Origin of the sequence: Thermoanaerobacter sp. RKWS2 (assembly GCF_026240795.1) — a bacterium.
GTDB classification, from domain to species: domain Bacteria; phylum Bacillota; class Thermoanaerobacteria; order Thermoanaerobacterales; family Thermoanaerobacteraceae; genus Thermoanaerobacter; species Thermoanaerobacter ethanolicus.
In genome coordinates, this window is the sequence record NZ_CP110888.1 from 918,480 (window position 1) to 937,598 (window position 19,119).

Annotated in this window: 14 protein-coding genes, 3 pseudogenes and 1 riboswitch; of the genes and pseudogenes, 9 read left to right on the plus strand and 8 right to left on the minus strand. The window is 34.0% G+C overall.

The genetic code is table 11. The features are described from left to right. Positions 1 to 15: 15 nt before the first annotated feature. Complete coding sequence (locus tag OEI98_RS04555; RefSeq protein ID WP_004397102.1) at positions 16 to 2,358, plus strand: glycoside hydrolase family 65 protein; 2,343 nt, start codon at positions 16 to 18, stop codon at positions 2,356 to 2,358. A gap of 39 nt (positions 2,359 to 2,397) precedes the next feature. Here OEI98_RS04555 and OEI98_RS04560 read toward each other — a convergent pair whose 3' ends face one another. Next, positions 2,398 to 4,128, minus strand: coding sequence for a S8 family serine peptidase (locus tag OEI98_RS04560; protein ID WP_004397100.1), 1,731 nt, complete (start codon positions 4,126 to 4,128; stop codon positions 2,398 to 2,400). 356 nt (positions 4,129 to 4,484) lie between these two features. Beyond that, a riboswitch (cyclic di-GMP riboswitch) is annotated at positions 4,485 to 4,572 on the plus strand. Positions 4,573 to 4,634: 62 nt separating this feature from the next. Between OEI98_RS04560 and OEI98_RS04565 the strand changes: the two genes are divergently transcribed. From OEI98_RS04565 to OEI98_RS15020, 5 genes and pseudogenes are all read left to right on the plus strand, one after another. Further along, the gene (locus tag OEI98_RS04565) at positions 4,635 to 5,927 is read left to right on the plus strand and encodes a sigma 54-interacting transcriptional regulator (protein ID WP_180367008.1); all 1,293 of its coding nucleotides are present in this window, start codon (positions 4,635 to 4,637) and stop codon (positions 5,925 to 5,927) included. Between the two features lie 168 nt (positions 5,928 to 6,095). Then, the gene (locus OEI98_RS04570; RefSeq protein ID WP_006570210.1) at positions 6,096 to 6,704 is read left to right on the plus strand and encodes a cell wall hydrolase; all 609 of its coding nucleotides are present in this window, start codon (positions 6,096 to 6,098) and stop codon (positions 6,702 to 6,704) included. Positions 6,705 to 6,800: 96 nt separating this feature from the next. After that, positions 6,801 to 7,343, plus strand: a complete 543-nt coding sequence (locus OEI98_RS04575; RefSeq protein WP_004397096.1) for a Mur ligase family protein — start codon at positions 6,801 to 6,803, stop codon at positions 7,341 to 7,343. A gap of 112 nt (positions 7,344 to 7,455) precedes the next feature. Beyond that, positions 7,456 to 8,102: pseudogene (locus OEI98_RS04580) on the plus strand (single-stranded DNA-binding protein). Between the two features lie 36 nt (positions 8,103 to 8,138). Further along, positions 8,139 to 8,665, plus strand: a pseudogene (locus OEI98_RS15020) (cob(I)yrinic acid a,c-diamide adenosyltransferase). 27 nt (positions 8,666 to 8,692) lie between these two features. Here the strand turns inward: OEI98_RS15020 and dapD are convergent. The 7 genes and pseudogenes from dapD to OEI98_RS04625 form a co-directional block, all read right to left on the minus strand. After that, a pseudogene (gene dapD, locus OEI98_RS04595) lies at positions 8,693 to 9,417 on the minus strand (2,3,4,5-tetrahydropyridine-2,6-dicarboxylate N-acetyltransferase). Further along, entirely contained in the window at positions 9,414 to 10,169 is a 756-nt protein-coding gene (gene dapB, locus OEI98_RS04600) for a 4-hydroxy-tetrahydrodipicolinate reductase (protein ID WP_004397093.1), read from the minus strand. Before dapB ends, dapD begins: the two are co-directional and overlap by 4 nt. Further along, entirely contained in the window at positions 10,169 to 11,062 is an 894-nt protein-coding gene (gene dapA, locus OEI98_RS04605; protein WP_004397092.1) for a 4-hydroxy-tetrahydrodipicolinate synthase, read from the minus strand. Before dapA ends, dapB begins: the two co-directional genes overlap by 1 nt. Before the next feature lie 13 nt (positions 11,063 to 11,075). Further along, entirely contained in the window at positions 11,076 to 12,065 is a 990-nt protein-coding gene (locus tag OEI98_RS04610) for an aspartate-semialdehyde dehydrogenase (RefSeq protein ID WP_004397091.1), read from the minus strand. A gap of 151 nt (positions 12,066 to 12,216) precedes the next feature. Continuing rightward, positions 12,217 to 13,032: a hypothetical protein gene (locus tag OEI98_RS04615; protein WP_019907521.1), complete on the minus strand. Its 816-nt coding sequence runs from the start codon at positions 13,030 to 13,032 to the stop codon at positions 12,217 to 12,219. A 48-nt stretch (positions 13,033 to 13,080) separates the two neighbouring features. Continuing rightward, the gene (locus tag OEI98_RS04620) at positions 13,081 to 14,883 is read right to left on the minus strand and encodes an ABC transporter ATP-binding protein (RefSeq protein ID WP_019907522.1); all 1,803 of its coding nucleotides are present in this window, start codon (positions 14,881 to 14,883) and stop codon (positions 13,081 to 13,083) included. A 12-nt stretch (positions 14,884 to 14,895) separates the two neighbouring features. After that, the gene (locus tag OEI98_RS04625) at positions 14,896 to 16,644 is read right to left on the minus strand and encodes an ABC transporter ATP-binding protein (protein WP_014062620.1); all 1,749 of its coding nucleotides are present in this window, start codon (positions 16,642 to 16,644) and stop codon (positions 14,896 to 14,898) included. A 99-nt stretch (positions 16,645 to 16,743) separates the two neighbouring features. Between OEI98_RS04625 and OEI98_RS04630 the strand changes: the two genes are divergently transcribed. From OEI98_RS04630 to OEI98_RS04640, 3 genes are all read left to right on the plus strand, one after another. Then, positions 16,744 to 17,025: a hypothetical protein gene (locus OEI98_RS04630; RefSeq protein ID WP_003870304.1), complete on the plus strand. Its 282-nt coding sequence runs from the start codon at positions 16,744 to 16,746 to the stop codon at positions 17,023 to 17,025. A 158-nt stretch (positions 17,026 to 17,183) separates the two neighbouring features. After that, positions 17,184 to 18,518: a type I glutamate--ammonia ligase gene (gene glnA / locus OEI98_RS04635; RefSeq protein ID WP_003870303.1), complete on the plus strand. Its 1,335-nt coding sequence runs from the start codon at positions 17,184 to 17,186 to the stop codon at positions 18,516 to 18,518. Positions 18,519 to 18,538: 20 nt separating this feature from the next. Continuing rightward, on the plus strand, positions 18,539 to 19,111 hold the full coding sequence (locus OEI98_RS04640; RefSeq protein WP_019907523.1) for an ANTAR domain-containing response regulator: 573 nt from the start codon (positions 18,539 to 18,541) through the stop codon (positions 19,109 to 19,111). The last annotated feature ends 8 nt before the right edge of the window (positions 19,112 to 19,119 follow it).

Here is a 19,119-nt window from a genome sequence, read left to right on the forward strand (position 1 = left end):
GAGTGGAGGATGGATATGGCCAACAAAACGAAGAAACCAATTTACCCTTTTGAAGATTGGGTTATAAGAGAGACGCAGTTTAGTATAGACACTAAATACAGAAATGAAACTATTTTTGCTTTAGCAAATGGATATATTGGAATGAGAGGAACTTTTGAAGAAGGATATTCAGGGCCTAAAAATACCTCTTTTAATGGGACGTATATCAATGGATTTTATGAAATACACGATATAGTTTACCCTGAAGGGGGATATGGTTTTGCAAAAATAGGGCAGACGATGTTAAATGTGGCTGATAGTAAAATAATAAAATTATATGTAGATGGGGAAAAGTTTGATTTGTTACAAGGGAAAATCCTCTTTTATGAGAGAGTACTTGACATGAAGAAAGGTTTTGTAGAAAGAAAAGTAAAATGGGAATCCCCTACAGGAAAAATTTTAGAGGTAAAAATAAAGAGAATTGTATCATTAAATAGGCAACATTTAGCGGCAATTTCTTTTACTGTGGAACCTGTAAATTTTACCGGAAAAATTAGATTTGTTTCCGCTATTGACGGAAATGTTTCAAATATAAATGATAGTGAAGATGTAAGAGTAGGGTCAAATTTAAAAGGAAAGGTTTTAAAGACTATAGATAAAAGTGTAGAGGGTTTAAAAGGGTGGATTGTTCAAAAGACGCAAAAGAGTAATTTCTCCTATGTTTGCGCGATAGACAATGTATTAGTGGGAGATAGTAAATATGAAGTTTCAAATAGTTTAGAAGAAGATGGAGTAAAAGTAATTGTAGATCTAGAGGCTGAAAAAGGCACCTCATACACATTGAATAAATTTATTTCCTATTACACTTCAAAGGATTTTGATGAAAATAAATTAGTTGTTCTTGCTTTAGAAGAAATAGAAAAAGCCAAAAATGACGGCTTTGAAACGATAGAAAAAGAGCAGGAAGAATTTTTGAATTCTTTTTGGAAAGATGCTGATGTAATCATAGAAGGAGATAAAGCTCTGCAGCAAGGCATACGCTTTAATGAATTTCATCTACTTCAATCTGTCGGAAGAGATGGAAAGACAAATATTGCAGCAAAAGGGCTGACTGGAGAAGGTTATGAAGGCCATTATTTTTGGGATTCTGATATCTATATAATGCCTTTCTTTCTTTATACAAAGCCTGAAATTGCAAAAGCTTTGGTAATGTACAGGTATAATCTTTTGGATGCAGCAAGATCCAGGGCAAAGGAATTAGGTCACAAAGGAGCTTTGTATCCTTGGAGAACGATAGATGGTCCTGAATGTTCTGCTTACTTTCCAGCTGGTACGGCACAGTATCACATAAATGCTGATATAGTTTATGCTTTGAAAAGATATGTAGAAGCGACGAATGACGTGGATTTTCTTTATGACTATGGCTGTGAAATAGTGTTTGAGACAGCAAGGTTTTGGGAAGATTTAGGGGCGTATATTCCTCTTAAAGACAATAAATTTTGCATAAACTGTGTAACTGGTCCAGATGAGTACACTGCATTGGTTGATAATAACGCCTATACTAATTACATGGCAAAGATGAATTTGGAATACGCTTATGATATTGCAAATAAAATGAAAAAAGAAGTGCCTGAGAAATACCAAAAAATTGCTTCTAAGTTAAATCTAAAAGATCAAGAAATTAATGCGTGGAAAAAAGCTGCTGACAATATGTACCTTCCTTATTCAAAAGAACTTGATATTATACCACAGGATGACAGCTTTTTGTATAAAGAAAGGATAACAGTGGATGAAATACCACAAGATCAATTTCCACTTTTGTTGCACTGGCATTACCTAAATATTTACAGATATCAAATATGTAAACAGCCTGATGTGTTGCTTTTGATGTTTTTACAGAGAGAAAAATTTACTAAAGATGAACTTAAAAAGAATTACGATTATTATGAACCTATTACCACTCACGACTCCTCCTTGTCGCCAGCTATATTTAGCATACTAGCCAATGAAATAGGATATACTGACAAAGCTTATAAATACTTTATGATGACTGCAAGAATGGATTTGGACGACTACAATGACAATGTTAAGGACGGAATTCATGCTGCTTCTATGGCGGGAACATGGAGCGCAGTTGTGAATGGTTTTGGTGGAATGAGGGTTTATACAAATGAACTGCATTTTGAGCCGAGATTGCCAAAAGAATGGAATTTGCTCTCTTTTAATGTGAGATACAAAGGTAGAAAAATAAATGTCAAATTAACCAAAGAAAGTGTTGTGTTTGCACTATTAGAAGGAGAGCCTATAGAAATCTACTGCTTTGACGAAAAAATTTTACTTGAAAAAGGAGAAAATAAAGTAGAAAGTCGCAAAAATTAAAGAAGTATGGAGCCAATCGGCACCATACTTCTTTAATTTTTATATATCGTTATTTGAAAGGGTGAGTGAACCGCCGCCCGTACTTAAATCAAAGTAATAATTTCCACTGCCTCTATATGAATATACTTTGATATAATAGGTTCCCGTTTGTGTCGGAATATATGTTATTGTTTCCTGCCTTTGTGTTCCAGTTGAACTTTTAACAAGAGTACCGGTGGGGTCATAGAGGTATATATCGAAATCAGGGTTATAGTTTGCCCAATCAGGTATTATGAAAGTTATTGCAATAGGATATGATGTGTCTGTCACGTTAAATGTCCAAATGTCACTGTAACGAGACCCAGGGAGTGAATCTTTAGCATAATAGTGGTTTGGCACAGATATATTAGTTCCTGTGAAATTTCCAGCTGTTTTAATTGCTTCATATGCATCCAATCTTCCTACACCATAGTCAATGTTTTTGCTTGGAGGACCCCAACTTTTTGCAGTAGTCATTATTATATTTTTTACATCAAGTGGTGCAAGGCTTATATTTGCATTGAGCATAAGGGCTACTGTACCTGCTACAAAAGGTGTTGCCATGCTTGTGCCACTGTATGTCACATAACCATTTATAGAGTTTGCTTTTGCGGCAGTTATATTGTATCCGGGTGCTGCAATGTCAGGTTTTATCCTTCCGTCAGCTGTGGGACCACGGCTGGAGAAGCTTGCAAGGTTGAATCCAAGTTCTCCTACATCCGCCATTGCTGCAACGGTTATGGCTTTTTCTGCTGCACCAGGTGATCCTATGGTGTACCTTGCAGGGCCTGAATTTCCAGCTGCAACTACTACTACAATTCCGCTATCTACGGCGCTGTTTACTGCTAATGAGGTAGAGTCAGTTCCATCAGAACTTGTAGAAGTTCCAAGGCTTAAATTTATGACTTTAATTCCATATACGTCTTTGTTTTGAACAGCCCAGTCAATCCCTGCAGTTACAGTGCTCATACTTCCGCTTCCATTTGAATCGAGTACTTTTATTCCTACCAAAGCTGCACCAGGAGCAACACCTGTATAAAGGCTGTTCCCTGTCCCAGTGCCTGCCGCAATGCTTGCTACATGAGTTCCATGTCCATTATCATCGTAAGGGGTAGTTTTACCGTTTACAAAATCTTGCCATCCTATTATTTTGCCACCAGCAAGGTCAACATGGGATCCATCAATACCTGTATCAATAACTGCTATTACTATATCATTCTTGGAGTAAGAGGAAGGATTACCATCTTTGTCTCCAGTTACGCCAAAGTCACTTCTCGCTTTTGTAACGCCAAACCATTTTGTTGCAGTATCTAATGTCGCATATACAGGCTCGTCATACTCAATTTGCTTTACTATATCTAATTTTGACAAAGCGTTTATTTGTCCTTTAGTTAAAGTAGCAGCAACTCCTGGAATAATTTTGTATTTATGCTTTATATTAAACTTTCCAATGGATTTAGAAATATTTAATAGTTCGTTATCATCTATGTTTTTGTTGAAGGTTATTATGACAGGGAATTCCGCACTGTCAGGCTTATCAGTAAGCTTTGCTTCCAAGTTATCAAAGATTTTGTTTTTATTAGAATCTTGCATCAAAACTTTTTGAATTTGAGGCGAGTAATTTTTTGTTGGAGAGTCGCCAGATAAGTTTGTTAAGTTGGGCTGAGCTTGGACTAATACTCCACTTAGCGACATTAAAGCTACAATTAACACAAAAGCCAGTAAAGCTTTTAATGTTTGTCGGCTCTTCATTTTTTCTTACCTCCTTAAAAATTTAATATTTTTTAAAATTTAAGTCAGCCCTTCTAGTCGCTAAGTGAAACTGTTTCTTTCTTCTATTCATCATCTCCTTTCTGTAAGATTTATTTTCTATAATAAAACTCAAGCAATTTTTATGCCAATTTACTGTATATAGACAAAATTAATAAAAGTTTTTAATGTGTATAATTTTTTATACACATTTTTGATACACAAAAGAATGCATAAAACACATACATTTAGAAATTAGTATAAATTTAACGAATTATGTAGAAAAAATCTTTTTTAAAAATAGAAGGAAAATTCATATTTATGTCGAAATAGTAATATAGGAAAATTAGATAAATTTTTGTTGAAAAAGGCAAACTCGTCGAAAGGCGGGGACGCAAAGCTACGGGTCTAATGCAACAGTTTTGCTATGATAGCCGGGCTACCAACATTTATATATAACCTCCTGCCTTTTGGTAGGAGGTTTATTAATTAAGGAAGTGGTGTTTTATATGACTAATAAGGAAAAAATTTATAATATTATTGTAGAAAAAAGTAAAGAATTTGATATTCAAAATTTTTTGATAAGTAGAAAAGGTGGAATCACTACAGAAGAAGTAGCACAATTGCTAAAAATGGCTCGACCAAATGTGTCTTTTATTTTAAATCATCTTGTAAGAGAAGGGAAAATAGTTAAAATTATTTCAAAACCTGTGTATTATATTGAAAAAAATAGATTAGCTTATTTTTTAGGGAATAAGGTTAAGGAAGAAATGCTTCTAAAAGACTTAATTGATTTTTTAAACTTAAGGAAAGAAAAAGAATGTGCTTTTGAAAATATAATAGGACATGATGGCAGCCTCAAAGGACAAATAGAACAGGCCAAAGCAGCTGTATTATATCCTCCTTATGGACTCCACACTCTTATCATAGGACCGCCTGGCTCTGGTAAATCTTTTTTCGCAGAGATGATGTACAAATTCAGTCTTCAAAATGGTAGGGTAGGACCTCTTGAAGTATTAAACTGTGCGGATTACTATAACAATCCTCAACTTCTTATGTCTCATTTGTTTGGACATGTTAAAGGAGCCTATACTGGAGCTGATGTAGATAAGATAGGTTTAGTCGAAAAAGCCGATAAAGGGATATTATTCCTTGACGAGGTTCACAGATTACCTCCAGAAGGCCAAGAAATGTTATTTTATCTTATTGACAAAGGAGTATATCGGAGATTAGGAGATACTGTTGAAAGAACGGCTAACTTAATGATTGTAGCAGCTACTACAGAAAAACCTGATTCTTTTCTTTTAAAAACTTTTATGAGACGAATACCAGTTATCATCCAACTGCCATCTTTTGAGGGAAGGCCTCTAAATGAGAAAATTGAGATAATTGTTTACCTTTTTAAAGAAGAAGCCAAACGGCTAAACTTAAATATTATTGTACATCCAGAGTTAATTTCTTTACTTTTGTCTTTGCAGTATGAGGGAAATATTGGAGAATTAAAATCTATCATTCAATTGCTTTGTTCTAAAGCTTTTTTAATGAATTACGAAACGAAGAGAAATTTTTTAAAAATTGATCTTACTCTGTTGCCCTCCGTTTATTTTAATGTAGGGAAAAGTAAAACGATAAATTTTGATAAATTTTTAATCATTTCCTCTGAAATTGAAAGGGAAATAGACAAATATGATTTTTATGAGTTTATTGCTATGAAGTATAATGAGTTAAAAGAAAAAGGAATAGTAGAAATATTTGAAATTATGTTGGGTGATAATTTTGGGAAAAATGGGAATCATCCATAGATTAGTATATCTAAGAATATATCACTATAATATATCATTCTGGAGATATTTTTAATTAACGGAGAATTATCGGGAAATACAAAGGATGACAATATTGATGCGAGAGTTTATAATTGTAATCGAATTAACTCCTGCTATTGCGCAACAATAGAAAGGAGGAAACTCATGATGAAGAATAAAATTTTGAAAATTGCTGTAGTATATTTAATGATATTTATAATGCTATTTGGAGGAATTACTTCGGCGTATGCTTACGACAAAATCCACGTTGTTTCAAAAGGTGAATCATTGTATTTAATAGCGAAATGGTATGGTAGTGATGTAAATAACATAAAACAGGCAAATGGGAATTGGAGCGATTTGATATATCCTGGTGAAAAATTAGTGGTGCCAGTAGATGAAAATAGTGCTTATTACAATTATCTTGTTGACAGATATTTAATCGCAAAAATGATTTATGCTGAAGCTCGTGGAGAAAGCTTTGAGGGTCAGGTCGCTGTAGGTGCGGTGATTTTGAATAGAGTAAAAAGCGGTATTTTCCCAAATACTGTAGCAGGAGTTATATATCAGCCAGATGCTTTTGAGTCTGTAACGAATGGTGAATTTTTCAATCATGAACCTGACCTTACAGCTTTTAAAGCAGCAGATGCAGCTTTAGCCGGATGGGACCCAACAGGAGGAGCCCTATACTTCTTCAATCCAGCTACTTCAACTTCTTGGTGGATATGGACAAGGACAATTACAAATGTGATAGGACACCACTGGTTTGCAATATAGGAAGGCAGAAGCCTTCCTATATTGCATATATTTTACATTATAAAATTTTACTTTTGTAAAAGAATAAGAATAGCATTAAAAATAGGAGCTGATTATATGGTACATATATTTGTAGGAGGAAGTTCAGAAAAAAGTTCTATTATAAAATTTTTATCCTACTGTGTACATTCTAAAGAAATAGTGATAGAAGAGTTAAAGAATTATAAAGAGAGAGCAGATATTTTAATTATCTCTGATATTCTATGTGATGAGGATTTTCACAAGTTAAAAAATTATATTTATAATTTTCCGAGCGGTATTATAATAACAAATGCAGATGATGAGCTATCAAATAAACTCTTTGCACAGGGAATAAATTCTACCCTTATAACATGCGGTTTAAATCCAAAATCTTCCATTACTGCTTCTTCAATATCTTATGAAGATGAAGGTTATGAATTTAATTATTGCGTACAAAGGACTTTTTTTAATTTAAAGGGCAAATTGATAGAGCCAATGGAAATACCTGTTGAAATAAAAGTTCCTGGACAGTATAATATATATAACTCATTATTTGTAATAACTGTATTATTAATTTTAGGATATGAAATTAAAGATATACAAAATGTGGTTAAAACCTTTGAAAATAGTGGGCGGTGATAAATTTTTTGAAGATAATTTTAACGATTACTTTTGCCACCTGTCATAAATGCTTTCCAATTTTAATATATATTTTTAGAAGGACACATAAGGGGAAGGGGAGAGTGAACACATGGCAGGCAACTTTTTGGAGAACAACGTAGTTGTAGTTGTAGGAAAAATTTTTACTGATTTAGAGTACAGTCATGAACTATATGGCGAAGAATTTTTTAATTTTATTTTGGAAGTGCCAAGATTGAGTGAAACAAAGGATTATCTTCCGGTTACTATTTCTAACCGCCTGTTTGAAGGTATGAATTTACAGGTAGGCAGAAGGGTAAAGGTTGAAGGGCAATTGAGGTCTTATAATAGGAAATCTCCAGAAGAAGGGAAAAATAAATTAATTTTGACCATATTTGCCCGGGACATAATGACGATACCTGAGGAGGAAGTAGTAAAAAATCCAAATGAAATTTTTTTAGACGGCTTTATTTGTAAAAAACCTGTTTATAGAACTACTCCTTTTGGGAGAGAGATAACTGATTTATTAATTGCGGTAAATAGGCCTTATAACAAATCTGATTACATACCTGTCATAGCGTGGGGAAGAAATGCAAGGTTTTCTGAAAAGTTAGAAATAGGAGATCGTATACGTTTATGGGGAAGAGTACAGAGCAGGGAATACCAAAAAAACTGGGCGATGAAGTGGTTACAAAGGTCGCTTATGAGGTTTCTATTACGAGAATGGAAGTGGTTGAAAAAGAATTACAAAAGAGTTAGAATGGAAATAACAGAGGACACAAGGGGGAATGAGTTTTGGAGAGAGGACTTATACAAGTTTATACTGGAGATGGCAAAGGAAAGACGACGGCTTCTATTGGACTTGGCATAAGAGCGGTGGGAAGAGGCTTTAAAGTTTATATGGTACAATTTCTGAAAGGCACGGATACAGGGGAGTTGCATACACTTAAGAATATTGAAAATTTCAAGGTTTTTAGGTTTCAATCAACAGAAAAGTTTTTTGGAGTTTAAATGAAGAGGAAAAGAAGATTCTTGCTGAGGATATGAAGAAAGCCTATGAATTTGTTGTAGATGTCCTCCAAAACAAAAAGTGCGATATTTTAATTTTAGATGAAATAATGGCGGCAATACATAGTAAAATGTACACAGTGGAAGATGTGTTAAAGTTAATAGATATGAAACCGACGGAGATGGAATTGGTTTTGACAGGAAGGAGTGCTCCTCAGGAGATAATTGAAAAAGCGGATTTGGTTACAGAGATGAAAGCGATTAAACATCCTTTTGAAAAAGGAATACCAGCGAGATACGGAATAGAATATTAAAACACCCGACAAAATCGGGTGTTTTATTTAACCTCGCAAGTCTTCCATGAGTTTTGTTTTTTCACGGGTTTTGTCGTCTACTATTTTTACAATCTTTGCTGGAACTCCTGCAACTACTGTGTTAGGTGGTACATCTTCTGTCACAACTGATCCTGCTGCTACAACAGCTCCATGACCTACTCTTACTCCTTCTAATATAACTGCGTTTGCCCCGACAAGTACGTTATCTTCAAGCACAACTGGTACACTGCTGGGGGTTCTAATACCCCGGCTATAACAGCTCCAGCTCCTACATGGACGTTTTTGCCTATAATTCCTCTGGCGCCTATTACTGCGTTCATGTCTATCATAGAATTTTCACCAATTTCTGCACCTATGTTTATTACTGCCCCCATCATTATCACAGCGTTTTTGCCTATTTTTACTCGATCTCTAATTATTGCACCTGGTTCTATTCTCGCGTCAAGATGCTTAATATCCAGCAAAGGAATTGCAGAATTTCTGCGGTCGTACTCTAAGCGATAATGTTTTATTTTATCTTTATTTGCTTCAATCAATTTTTCAACGACATCTAGTTCTCCAAAGACGATTTTAAAGTTGTCACAGCCATATACTTCTAATTCTTCGGTTTCTTCAATTTCTATATTCCCTTGTATGTAAGCTCTAACAGGTGTGGTTTTTTTCGCTTCTTTGATATATTTTGCAATTTCATAAGGGTTTGTCAAGTTATCATTTGTGCTCAAAATTATCATCCTTTCTTCACAAGGTCTTCCATTGTATATAAGCCAGGTTTTTGATTTATTATGAATTTTGCAGCTTGTAGGGCACCATAACCAAAAATTTCACGGGATTGGGCAGAGTGACTTATGGTGATTACTTCATCGTGACCTGCAAAAATTACTTGATGTTCACCCACAATTGTGCCGCCCCTTACTGCGTGTATTCCTAACTCGTTTGGCTTTCTCTGTTCAGTTTTAGTATGGCGTCCATACACGTATTCCTTTTTGTCATTTAGCACTTGGTTTATGCTATCTGCAATCATTAACGCAGTGCCACTTGGAGCGTCTTTTTTCATATTGTGATGCTTTTCTATTATTTCTATGTCAAAATCCTGCTGTAAGATTTTTGCAGCTTCTTTTACAAGGTTTATAAGTATGTTTACTCCAAGGGACATATTGGCAGATTTAAAAATCGGTATTTCTTTTGATGCTTCTTCTATGACCTTTAATTCTTCTTCACTAAGTCCAGTCGTGGCAATGACTACAGGAAGCTTCTTTTGTAGAGCGGCTTTCACTAAATTAGGTACAGCTTCATGGTATGAAAAGTCAATTACTACATCTGCTTCTTCTTTTACATCTTTTAAGTCGCTGTAAACAGGAAAGTCAAGAGGAGAGATATTTTTATCTACTCCTGCTACTATTTTAAAATCATGACTTTCTGCTGCTAACTTTGCTACGACTTTTCCCATTTTTCCGTTACAGCCATGAATTATTATTCTAATCATTAATTTGCCTCCTTCAATAAACCGTACTTTGAGAGAACAGATTTCAGATATTCTAAGTTTTTATCGCTCATTTCAACCAGTGGGAGACGCAAAGGTCCTACATTAAATCCCATTAAGTTCATAGCAGTCTTTACCGGAATAGGGTTTGTTTCTATAAAAAGGGCTTTATTTAGAGGATTAAGTTCTAACTGCATGTCTCTTGCCCTTTCAATATCTCCATTTAAATAAGCGGTTGTCATTTCATGTATTTTTGCCGGGATTATATTTGCCGTGACGGATATTACTCCTAAGCCACCTAAAGACATTATTGGTATTACTTGGTCGTCATTTCCTGAGTATATTTCAAAAGATTTACCCATAATGCGGGCAATTTCAGCTACCTGTACGATGTCACCACTGGCTTCTTTTACTCCAACTACGTTGTCTACATGTTTACTCAATTCAAGATAAGTTTCTGGCAGCATGTTGAGAGATGTCCTGCTGGGGACATTATAGATAATAATAGGTATGTCTACGTGTCTTGCTATTTCAGTAAAGTGAGCCACTAATCCCTTTTGTGTTGTTTTGTTGTAATAGGGTGTTATAACTAAAAGAGCATCAGCACCTGCAGATTGAGCATATTCACTCATTTCAACAGCATGGGCAGTGTTGTTAGAACCGGTTCCTGCAATTACTGGTATTCTTCCGGCGACTTTCTCTACTGTAAATTTAATTGCCGCTTGTTGCTCTTCTTGTGTCATTGTAGAGGCTTCACCAGTGGTACCACATATGATGATAGCATCAGTTCCTTCTTTGATATGCCATTCAATAAGCTCGCCAAGTTTTTCAAAATTTACGCCCTCTTCGTTAAATGGAGTAACAATAGCGACACCTGACCCTTTAAAAACAGGCATAATTATTCTCCTTTCACATATTTTTAATTAAAAGTTCTGCTATTTGAACGGCATTTGTTGCCGCTCCTTTTCTTATGTTGTCGGCTACAATCCACATGTTAAGACCGCTGTAAACTGTCTCATCTCTTCTTATTCTACCTACAAAAACTTCATCTTTTCCTGTAGCATAAGTTGCAAGAGGATAAATATTATTTTGAGGATCGTCTTGTACAACAACTCCCGGGGCATGTTTTAAGACTTCTATTAGTTCTTCCATTTCATAAGGCCTTGCAAATTCTACATTGACAGATTCGCTGTGAGAGTTTGCAACAGGGACTCTTACTGTTGTTGGAGATACCTTTATTGAACTATCTCCCATGATCTTCTTGGTTTCGTTTATCATCTTTAATTCTTCCTTTGTGTATCCGTTTGGTGCGAAAGAATCAATGTGAGGAATACAGTTGTTTGCAATAGGATGAGGGAATACTTGGCATGGTTCTCCTCTTAAACTTCTTTCAAGGTCATCTACACCTTTTTTACCTGCTCCAGACACTGCTTGATAGGTAGATACCACTATTCTTTTTATTTTATATTTGTCGTGAAGAGGCTTTAAAGGAACTACCATTTGAATGGTAGAGCAATTGGGATTTGCTATTATTCCTTTGTGCCATGAAATGTCTTGAGGATTTACTTCAGGGACAACCAAAGGTACATTTTCATCCATTCTCCAAGCGCTGGAATTGTCAATTACGACTACGCCATGAGAAGCAGCTATTGGAGCGAATTGTTTGCTTATAGTTGCACCAGCAGAAAAAAGAGCGATTTGAATGTCTCTTTTAAAACTTTCTTCAGTAAGTTCTTCTACAATGTATTCATTACCTCTAAATGTGATTTTTTGACATGCAGATTTTGACGAAGCAAATAAATAAAGTTTGTCAACTGGGAAATTTCTATCTTCCATTACTTTAAGAAAAGTCCTACCTACCATTCCGGTAGCTCCTACAATTGCTACATTAACTCCCATTATTATCCTCCTCTAAAGTTCTAAAATTATGACAATATTTCAATTATACTGCATTAAAGCAGGTTTATTTAATTTAAAATATATCATTATTATTATATGAAGTCAATAAAATAAGGATTACAGATGAACAAAAAGCCTAAAAAGTAATTTTTTACTTTTTAGGCTTTGCAGTTTTTTCAAGAGATTTTATATCTTGTAAAAGTACTTCTGCCTTTATTTTAGTTAAAACTTTATTTTGAGATTTTATTGCTTTTTGTAATTCAGTAATTCCTGCCTCAAATTTGTCAGCTGAATTTTTTGCTTCTTTAGGAAGTTTTGGCTTAAAAGTTTGCCACACAGAATTTATATCTATCAAATCTTTTGAAATTTCTTCCCACTTTTGCACTTCACTTTTAAAAGCGATATCTTGAGCGTAAAATTTTAATCGTTTTATGTCAGTAGTTGCCTCTGTTTGAAAAAGGTCTTCTAAATCAGGAATATATTTATACACATTATTTGCATATATCAAAACATCAATTTTTGATTTTTTATTTGCTATAATAGTAAGGTCATTTATAGCGGCACTCATACTATTTATTAGATTTAATTTTGCTCCTTCTTTAGTAACTAAAGGAGTTAATGAGTTCCAATCTGTATGAATATCTTTTATTGCTTTGTTAATTTCTTCCCAAGATTTATCTTCAGGAGTTTTCTTTGGTGATTTTTTATCCTCTTCCTTTTTATCTTTTTTTTCTTTATCACTTTGTTTTTCCTGATCACTTTGTGGTTTTTCCTTTATTTTCTGTGCTTCTTTTATTATTTTTTCTATATTTTTTTCTATTTTAGATAGTTCTTTTGGTACTTCTGCTTTTTGACTTGTTTGAGGCTTTTTTTGAGGTTTATTTTGTTGTTTATTTTTACAGCCTGATAAGTTGAATAAAAGTAAGAAAATAAAGATGGCACATACTATTTTAGAGTATTTTCTCATACTATCACCTCAAAAATAGTATGTCCATCATAAATCTTAGTATGCTACTTATGCTTCTTTTTCTATTAATTGGTCTTTGTACTGCAACATATATAAGTTATAATACAGACCTTTCTTTTGCAAAAGCTCGTTGTGAGTACCCATTTCTCTTATGCGTCCCTTGTGAAGTACAATTATTTTATCTGCATGCTGTATTGTAGATAGTCTATGGGCTATTACAAGGGTAGTACGGCCTTTTGTTAGTTTTTTTAATGCATCTTGTATAAGCCTTTCTGTTTCTGTATCAATATTCGCTGTTGCTTCATCTAATACTAATATTTTTGGATTAAAAGCTAAAGCTCTTGCAAAGGCTAAAAGCTGTCTCTGACCGGCTGACAAAGTAGAGCCTCTTTCGGTTACTTTTGACTCATAGCCTTCTGGAAGTTTTTTTATAAAGTGATGAGCATTTACATATTTTGCTACCATGTAAATATCGTTGTCTGTTATGTTTTTGTTGTTTAGTCTTATGTTTGATTTAATATCTCCCGTAAAAAGAAAGACATCTTGTAATACAACACCTATATGTTTTCTTAAATCTTGTTGCCTTACTTTTCTTATGTCAATTCCGTCAATTAAAATTTCTCCTTTTTGTATGTCATAAAATCGACTTAAAAGGCTTATTATAGAGCTTTTTCCTGCACCAGTTGCCCCTACAAAAGCTACTGTCTCGCCAGGATTGACCACAAAACTTACATCTTTTAATACCCACTCTTTTCCGTTGTAAGAAAACCAAACATTTTTAAATTCTATTTTTCCTTGGATGTCTTCTAAAGGAATAGGTTTTTCAGGGTCCTTTATTTGTTCTTTTGTATCTAAAAGTATAAAAATTCTTTCTGCTGAAGCCATTGCCGATTGAAGTATGTCATATTTTTCTGATATATCAAAAATTGGCTGAAACAGTTGTTGCAGATAATTTACAAAAGCGTAAAGTACGCCAAATTCAATTTTGTGAGATATTATGTCTTTCCCACCATACCAGATTAAAAGAGCCAAAGTTAAAGAATATATTACATCCATAGAAGGACGGAATATTGCAAAAATTGTAAGCTGCCTCATGTTAGCGTCATAATAATCTTTATTTATTTTTTCAAATTCTTTGCTTTTTTTATGCTCTGTTACAAAAAGTTGTACAATTTTCATCCCACTTATATGTTCTGAAAGAAAGGCGTTTATTCTTGCAAGGCGAATTCTTACAAGTCTATAGGCTTGTGAAGCTAATTTTCTGTATATGTACATTCCTCCAATAATTAACGGAGTAGTAGAGAGGCTGATTAATGCAAGTTTTACATTATAACTTACCATGGCAATGATTATTCCTAATATTATAAAGATGTCATTAAAAAGGTTTGCTATAACACTTGTGTACAATTCATTTAAAGTGTCAGTGTCGTTTGTAACACGGGTCACCAACCTTCCTACAGGGTTTTTATCAAAAAATGATAATGATAAACTCTGTAGATGTTCAAATATCTGTTGCCTTAAGTTAAAAATTATTTTTTGACCTGTGTATTGAATCAAATAAATCTGTCCATAATTTATGATAAAGGCTACGGTTATGATTATTAAATACAAAATCCCTATATGTGTAACGCCATTTATTGCTTCTACTTTAGGAATGTTAGGATTATTTATATAGTTATCAATAGCTTTTTGGACGAGGTATGGTCGTAAAAGGTTTGATGCTGTTACTAAAAGTATACCTACAGCTGCTATAAAAATGTACAACCAGTAAGGTTTAGCGTATGTCAAAAGCCTTTTCATTATTTTAATGTCAAAAGGTTTGGTCATTACTTCTTCTTGTTGGTATTCCATTTTATCACCGCCTTAAACCTCTTTTAATATTGCATCTTCTAATTGCTGTTTTTCATATATGCTGTTATAAAGACCTTTTAGCTTAATAAGCTCTTCATGGGTTCCCCTTTCAACTATTTCTCCATTATCTAATACTATAATTTCATCAGCGTTTTTTATAGTAGAGATTCTGTGAGAGACGATTATAGTTGTTCTATCTTTCATATATTCGCGTAAATTGTTTAGTATGGTTTCTTCTGTGTTTGTATCTACAGCAGAGAGACTATCATCTAAAATAAGGATTTTTGGTTCTTTTATTAAAGCCCTTGCGATAGCTATCCTTTGCTTTTGACCGCCTGAGAGAGTTACTCCTCTTTCGCCTACAATTGTTTGATATTGCTGTGGAAAGTCCATTATATCTTTATGTACATCTGCCATTGAAGCAAATTCTTGTATTTTTTCTAGAGGTTCTTCATTGACAAAGGCTATATTATTGGCTATAGTATCTGAAAATATAAAGTTGTCCTGAGGTACAAAACCCATGTTTTGTCTTAGAACTTTTAAAGGTATTTCGTTGATGTCATGCCCATCAATAAATATGGTATCTTGCGGTACTTTATAAAGTCTTGCAAGTAAATTTACAAGAGTGCTTTTACCACTGCCGGTTTTACCTATTATAGCCAGAGTTTTTCCCTTTGGAAGACTTATGTTTATATTTTTTAAAACAGGAGGTAGGCCTTTTTTATAAGAAAATGAGAGATTTTTTATTTCTATATTTCCTTCAATTAGTGTAATATTTGGATCTGCATAGTTATCGGTTATTTCTGGTACTTCACTGAAAATTTTATTAAGCCTTTCCATAGAAGCAGAACCTCTTTGAAAAATATTTATCACCCAGCCAAAAGCCATCATAGGCCAGATGAGCATTCCAAGGTAACTGGTAAATGCTACAAAATCACCCAAAGTGATTATCCCTTTTATTACTTGTATTCCACCGTAAAGCAAAGCTATTGTAAAACTTAATGCTGCTAAAAATTGAACAGTAGGGTCAAATAATCCCCAGATTTTAATCATGTTCATATTTGTTTTAAAATTTCTTAAATTTTCCTGTCTGAAGTTTTCTATTTCTTCTTTTTCTTGAACAAAGGCTTTAATAACTCTGATACCGGATATGCTTTCTTGAACTTTATCTGTTAAAGAGGAAAAAGCTTCTTGAACTTTTAAAAATCTTGAGTGAATGAGTTTGCCAAAGCGAGTGACTACCAATGCGATAATAGGTAAAGGCAGAAGTGCTAATATAGTCAATTTTGGATCGATAGTAAAAATCATTATGATTATTATGGATATGCCTAAAAATAATGCATCTACAGACATTACAATTCCAGGTCCTACTGCCATTCTGACGGCGTTTATGTCATTGGTGGCATGAGCCATTAAATCACCTGTTTTGTGTTCATTGTAATATTGTGGCGAAAGTTCAAGAAACTTAGCAAAAAGTTGTTCCCTTAGTTCTTTTTCCAAAAGCCTTGACATCCCCATTATTTTCATACGCCAAATAAATCTAAAAGCAAATACCAAAATAGCTATACCTATTATCCAAAACGAATACGTTAATAGTACTTTTGGAGTTAAATCTTTACTTTTAAATAAATCAGTTACTGAACCTAGTAAATGGGGAACTATCATTTGAAGCAAGTCTACTGCTAATAAAAAAATTATACCTATTATGTAATCCCACTTGTGCTTTTTTATAAATGGAATAACTGTTGTAAAACTTTTCATAAAATCCCCCTGAAACTACAGACAGGCATAATTATTTTTGAATATAATATAATTATAACGTAAACATTTAAAATTTCAAAAAAGGAAGGAGGTGTTAAAATGTGGAATTATAAACTCAAAAAAATATCTGTTTTGTCAGTTTTTAAATTTACTTTGATTTACGGGATTGTGATAGGCCTAATTCTGGGACTCATTGGTGGTTTATTTGGTGGACTTTTTGCAAACAGCTTTGGAGCTTTTGGTGCAGGAATAATTGGTGGCCTCATTGGCGGAATAGTTTATGGCATAATTTTTTCTATAGTTAGTGCTTTTGGAGCATGGCTTTTCAACGTAGTTTCTGGCTGGATTGATGGCATTGACATACTAGTAGAGAAAAAATAGCAAAAAATTATTAAAACTATATTGCACTGTGAAAAAAATGTGATATAATATTTCTTAGTTAAAATTTAATAATAATTTATAGGGAAGGCAAGGGCGTCTTCAAATGGGTATTGGCACCCTATTTGAGTGCGCCCTTAATTTATTAGAGGAGGAAGATTATGGGTAAAAAATATAGCAAAGAGGATGTTTTAAAACTGGCAAATGAGTATGGAGTGGAATATGTACATCTTCAATTCAGTGACATCTTTGGAGTCATGAAAAATGTTTCTATCCCAGTAGAAGAACTAAATAAAGCTCTCAACAATGAAATTATGTTTGACGGATCTTCAATTGACGGATTTGTGAGAATTGAAGAATCAGACATGTATTTAAGGCCGGATCCTGATACGTTTGTGATCTTCCCATGGAGGACAAACTCTGGCGTAGAGGCAAGACTCATATGTGATATTTACAATTACGATGGAACTCCCTTTGAAGGAGACCCTCGCTATGTTTTAAAAAGAAATTTAGAAGAGGCGAAGAAATTAGGTTATCAATTTAATGTAGGGCCTGAATGCGAGTTTTATCTCTTTTTGACGGATGAAAAGGGTAATCTTACGACAATAACTCAAGACGATGCAAGTTATTTTGACATGGCACCTGTGGACTTAGGAGAAAGCGCAAGAAAAGAAATGGTATCCACTCTTAAGCAACTAGGGTTTCAAATTGAAGCATCTCATCATGAAGTAGGACCAGGACAACATGAGATAGATTTCAAATATGACGATGCATTAACTACTGCTGACAATGTGATGACTTTTAAAATGGTGGTAAGAATAATTGCTCAAAAACATGGGTTACACGCCACCTTTATGCCAAAACCAGTTTTTGGCATTGCAGGTTCTGGAATGCATATGAACATGTCACTTACAAAAGATGGTAAAAATGCTTTTTATGACCCTTCTGACCCTATAGGGCTAAGTAAAGTATGTTATAACTATATAGGAGGAATTATAAAACATGCAAAAGCTATGACAGCTATTACTAACCCTATTGTTAATTCTTATAAACGCCTAGTTTCAGGCTATGAAGCTCCTGTAAATATTGCTTGGTCTGCAAGAAACAGAAGTCCTTTAATACGAATTCCTGCCAAAAGAGGAGAATCTACAAGAATAGAGCTTAGAAGTCCTGATCCAACCAGCAATCCTTATCTTGCTTTGGCTGTTGCATTGGCAGCAGGATTAGATGGTATAAAGAATAATATAACACCGCCACCACCTGTAAATGCAAATATATACCATATGAATAAAGAAGAATTAGAAAACTTAGGAATTGAAAGACTGCCAGGCTCTTTAGAAGAAGCTTTAAACGAGTTAGAAAAGGATGAAGTTATAAAAGAAGCATTAGGCGATCATGTGTATACAAAATTCTTGGAGGCTAAAAGAGCAGAATGGGATGAGTACAAAATATACGTTACTCAGTGGGAATTAGATCAATATCTTTCTAAATTCTAAGCTAAATTAGAGGTGTCTCGATGAGCCAATGGCGAATTGTTTTAGCAGACAGTAGCGATTTGTCTCGGCAGTTCATAAAGAATGTGTTATTAGCGAATGGACACTTGGTTTATGAAGCGAGAGATGGCGGAGGTGCTATAAGGCTTTGTCGCGCTCTCGCTCCTGATTTAGTTATAGCGGATTTGAATCTTGCCAATATAAATGGTTTTGAAGTTGGACGCATTATAAATGAAGATGATATAGCACCTGTAATTTTGATGACTTCTACTCTTCAAAGAGATTTTCTTGAGGAAATAAGAAAATATTCTGTATTTTCTTATTTATTAAAACCAGTAGACAGAGGGGTACTTTTGTCGACAGTTGAATTTGTCATAGAAAATTACAAAAAGTTTAGGAGCATGAAAGAAGAAATTCAAAAATTAAAGCATGAACTTGAAGCGAGAAAAAAGATTGAAAAAGCAAAAGGGTATATTATGAAAGCTAAAGGATTGAGTGAAGAGGAAGCTTATAAAATTATGAGAAAGATGAGCATGGATATGTCAATTCCAATGGAAATAATAGCTGAAATGATATTGCAAGAATATAAAGAATAAGAGGCGTG

Coding starts and splice junctions, on each gene's coding strand:
- OEI98_RS04555 (WP_004397102.1), top strand. CDS start 16: ATGGCCAACAAAACGAAGAAACCAATTTACCCTTTTGAAGATTGGGTT.
- OEI98_RS04560 (WP_004397100.1), bottom strand. CDS start 4,128: ATGAAGAGCCGACAAACATTAAAAGCTTTACTGGCTTTTGTGTTAATT.
- OEI98_RS04565 (WP_180367008.1), top strand. CDS start 4,635: ATGACTAATAAGGAAAAAATTTATAATATTATTGTAGAAAAAAGTAAA.
- OEI98_RS04570 (WP_006570210.1), top strand. CDS start 6,096: ATGAAGAATAAAATTTTGAAAATTGCTGTAGTATATTTAATGATATTT.
- OEI98_RS04575 (WP_004397096.1), top strand. CDS start 6,801: ATGGTACATATATTTGTAGGAGGAAGTTCAGAAAAAAGTTCTATTATA.
- dapB (WP_004397093.1), bottom strand. CDS start 10,169: ATGATTAGAATAATAATTCATGGCTGTAACGGAAAAATGGGAAAAGTC.
- dapA (WP_004397092.1), bottom strand. CDS start 11,062: ATGCCTGTTTTTAAAGGGTCAGGTGTCGCTATTGTTACTCCATTTAAC.
- OEI98_RS04610 (WP_004397091.1), bottom strand. CDS start 12,065: ATGGGAGTTAATGTAGCAATTGTAGGAGCTACCGGAATGGTAGGTAGG.
- OEI98_RS04615 (WP_019907521.1), bottom strand. CDS start 13,032: ATGAGAAAATACTCTAAAATAGTATGTGCCATCTTTATTTTCTTACTT.
- OEI98_RS04620 (WP_019907522.1), bottom strand. CDS start 14,883: ATGGAATACCAACAAGAAGAAGTAATGACCAAACCTTTTGACATTAAA.
- OEI98_RS04625 (WP_014062620.1), bottom strand. CDS start 16,644: ATGAAAAGTTTTACAACAGTTATTCCATTTATAAAAAAGCACAAGTGG.
- OEI98_RS04630 (WP_003870304.1), top strand. CDS start 16,744: ATGTGGAATTATAAACTCAAAAAAATATCTGTTTTGTCAGTTTTTAAA.
- glnA (WP_003870303.1), top strand. CDS start 17,184: ATGGGTAAAAAATATAGCAAAGAGGATGTTTTAAAACTGGCAAATGAG.
- OEI98_RS04640 (WP_019907523.1), top strand. CDS start 18,539: ATGAGCCAATGGCGAATTGTTTTAGCAGACAGTAGCGATTTGTCTCGG.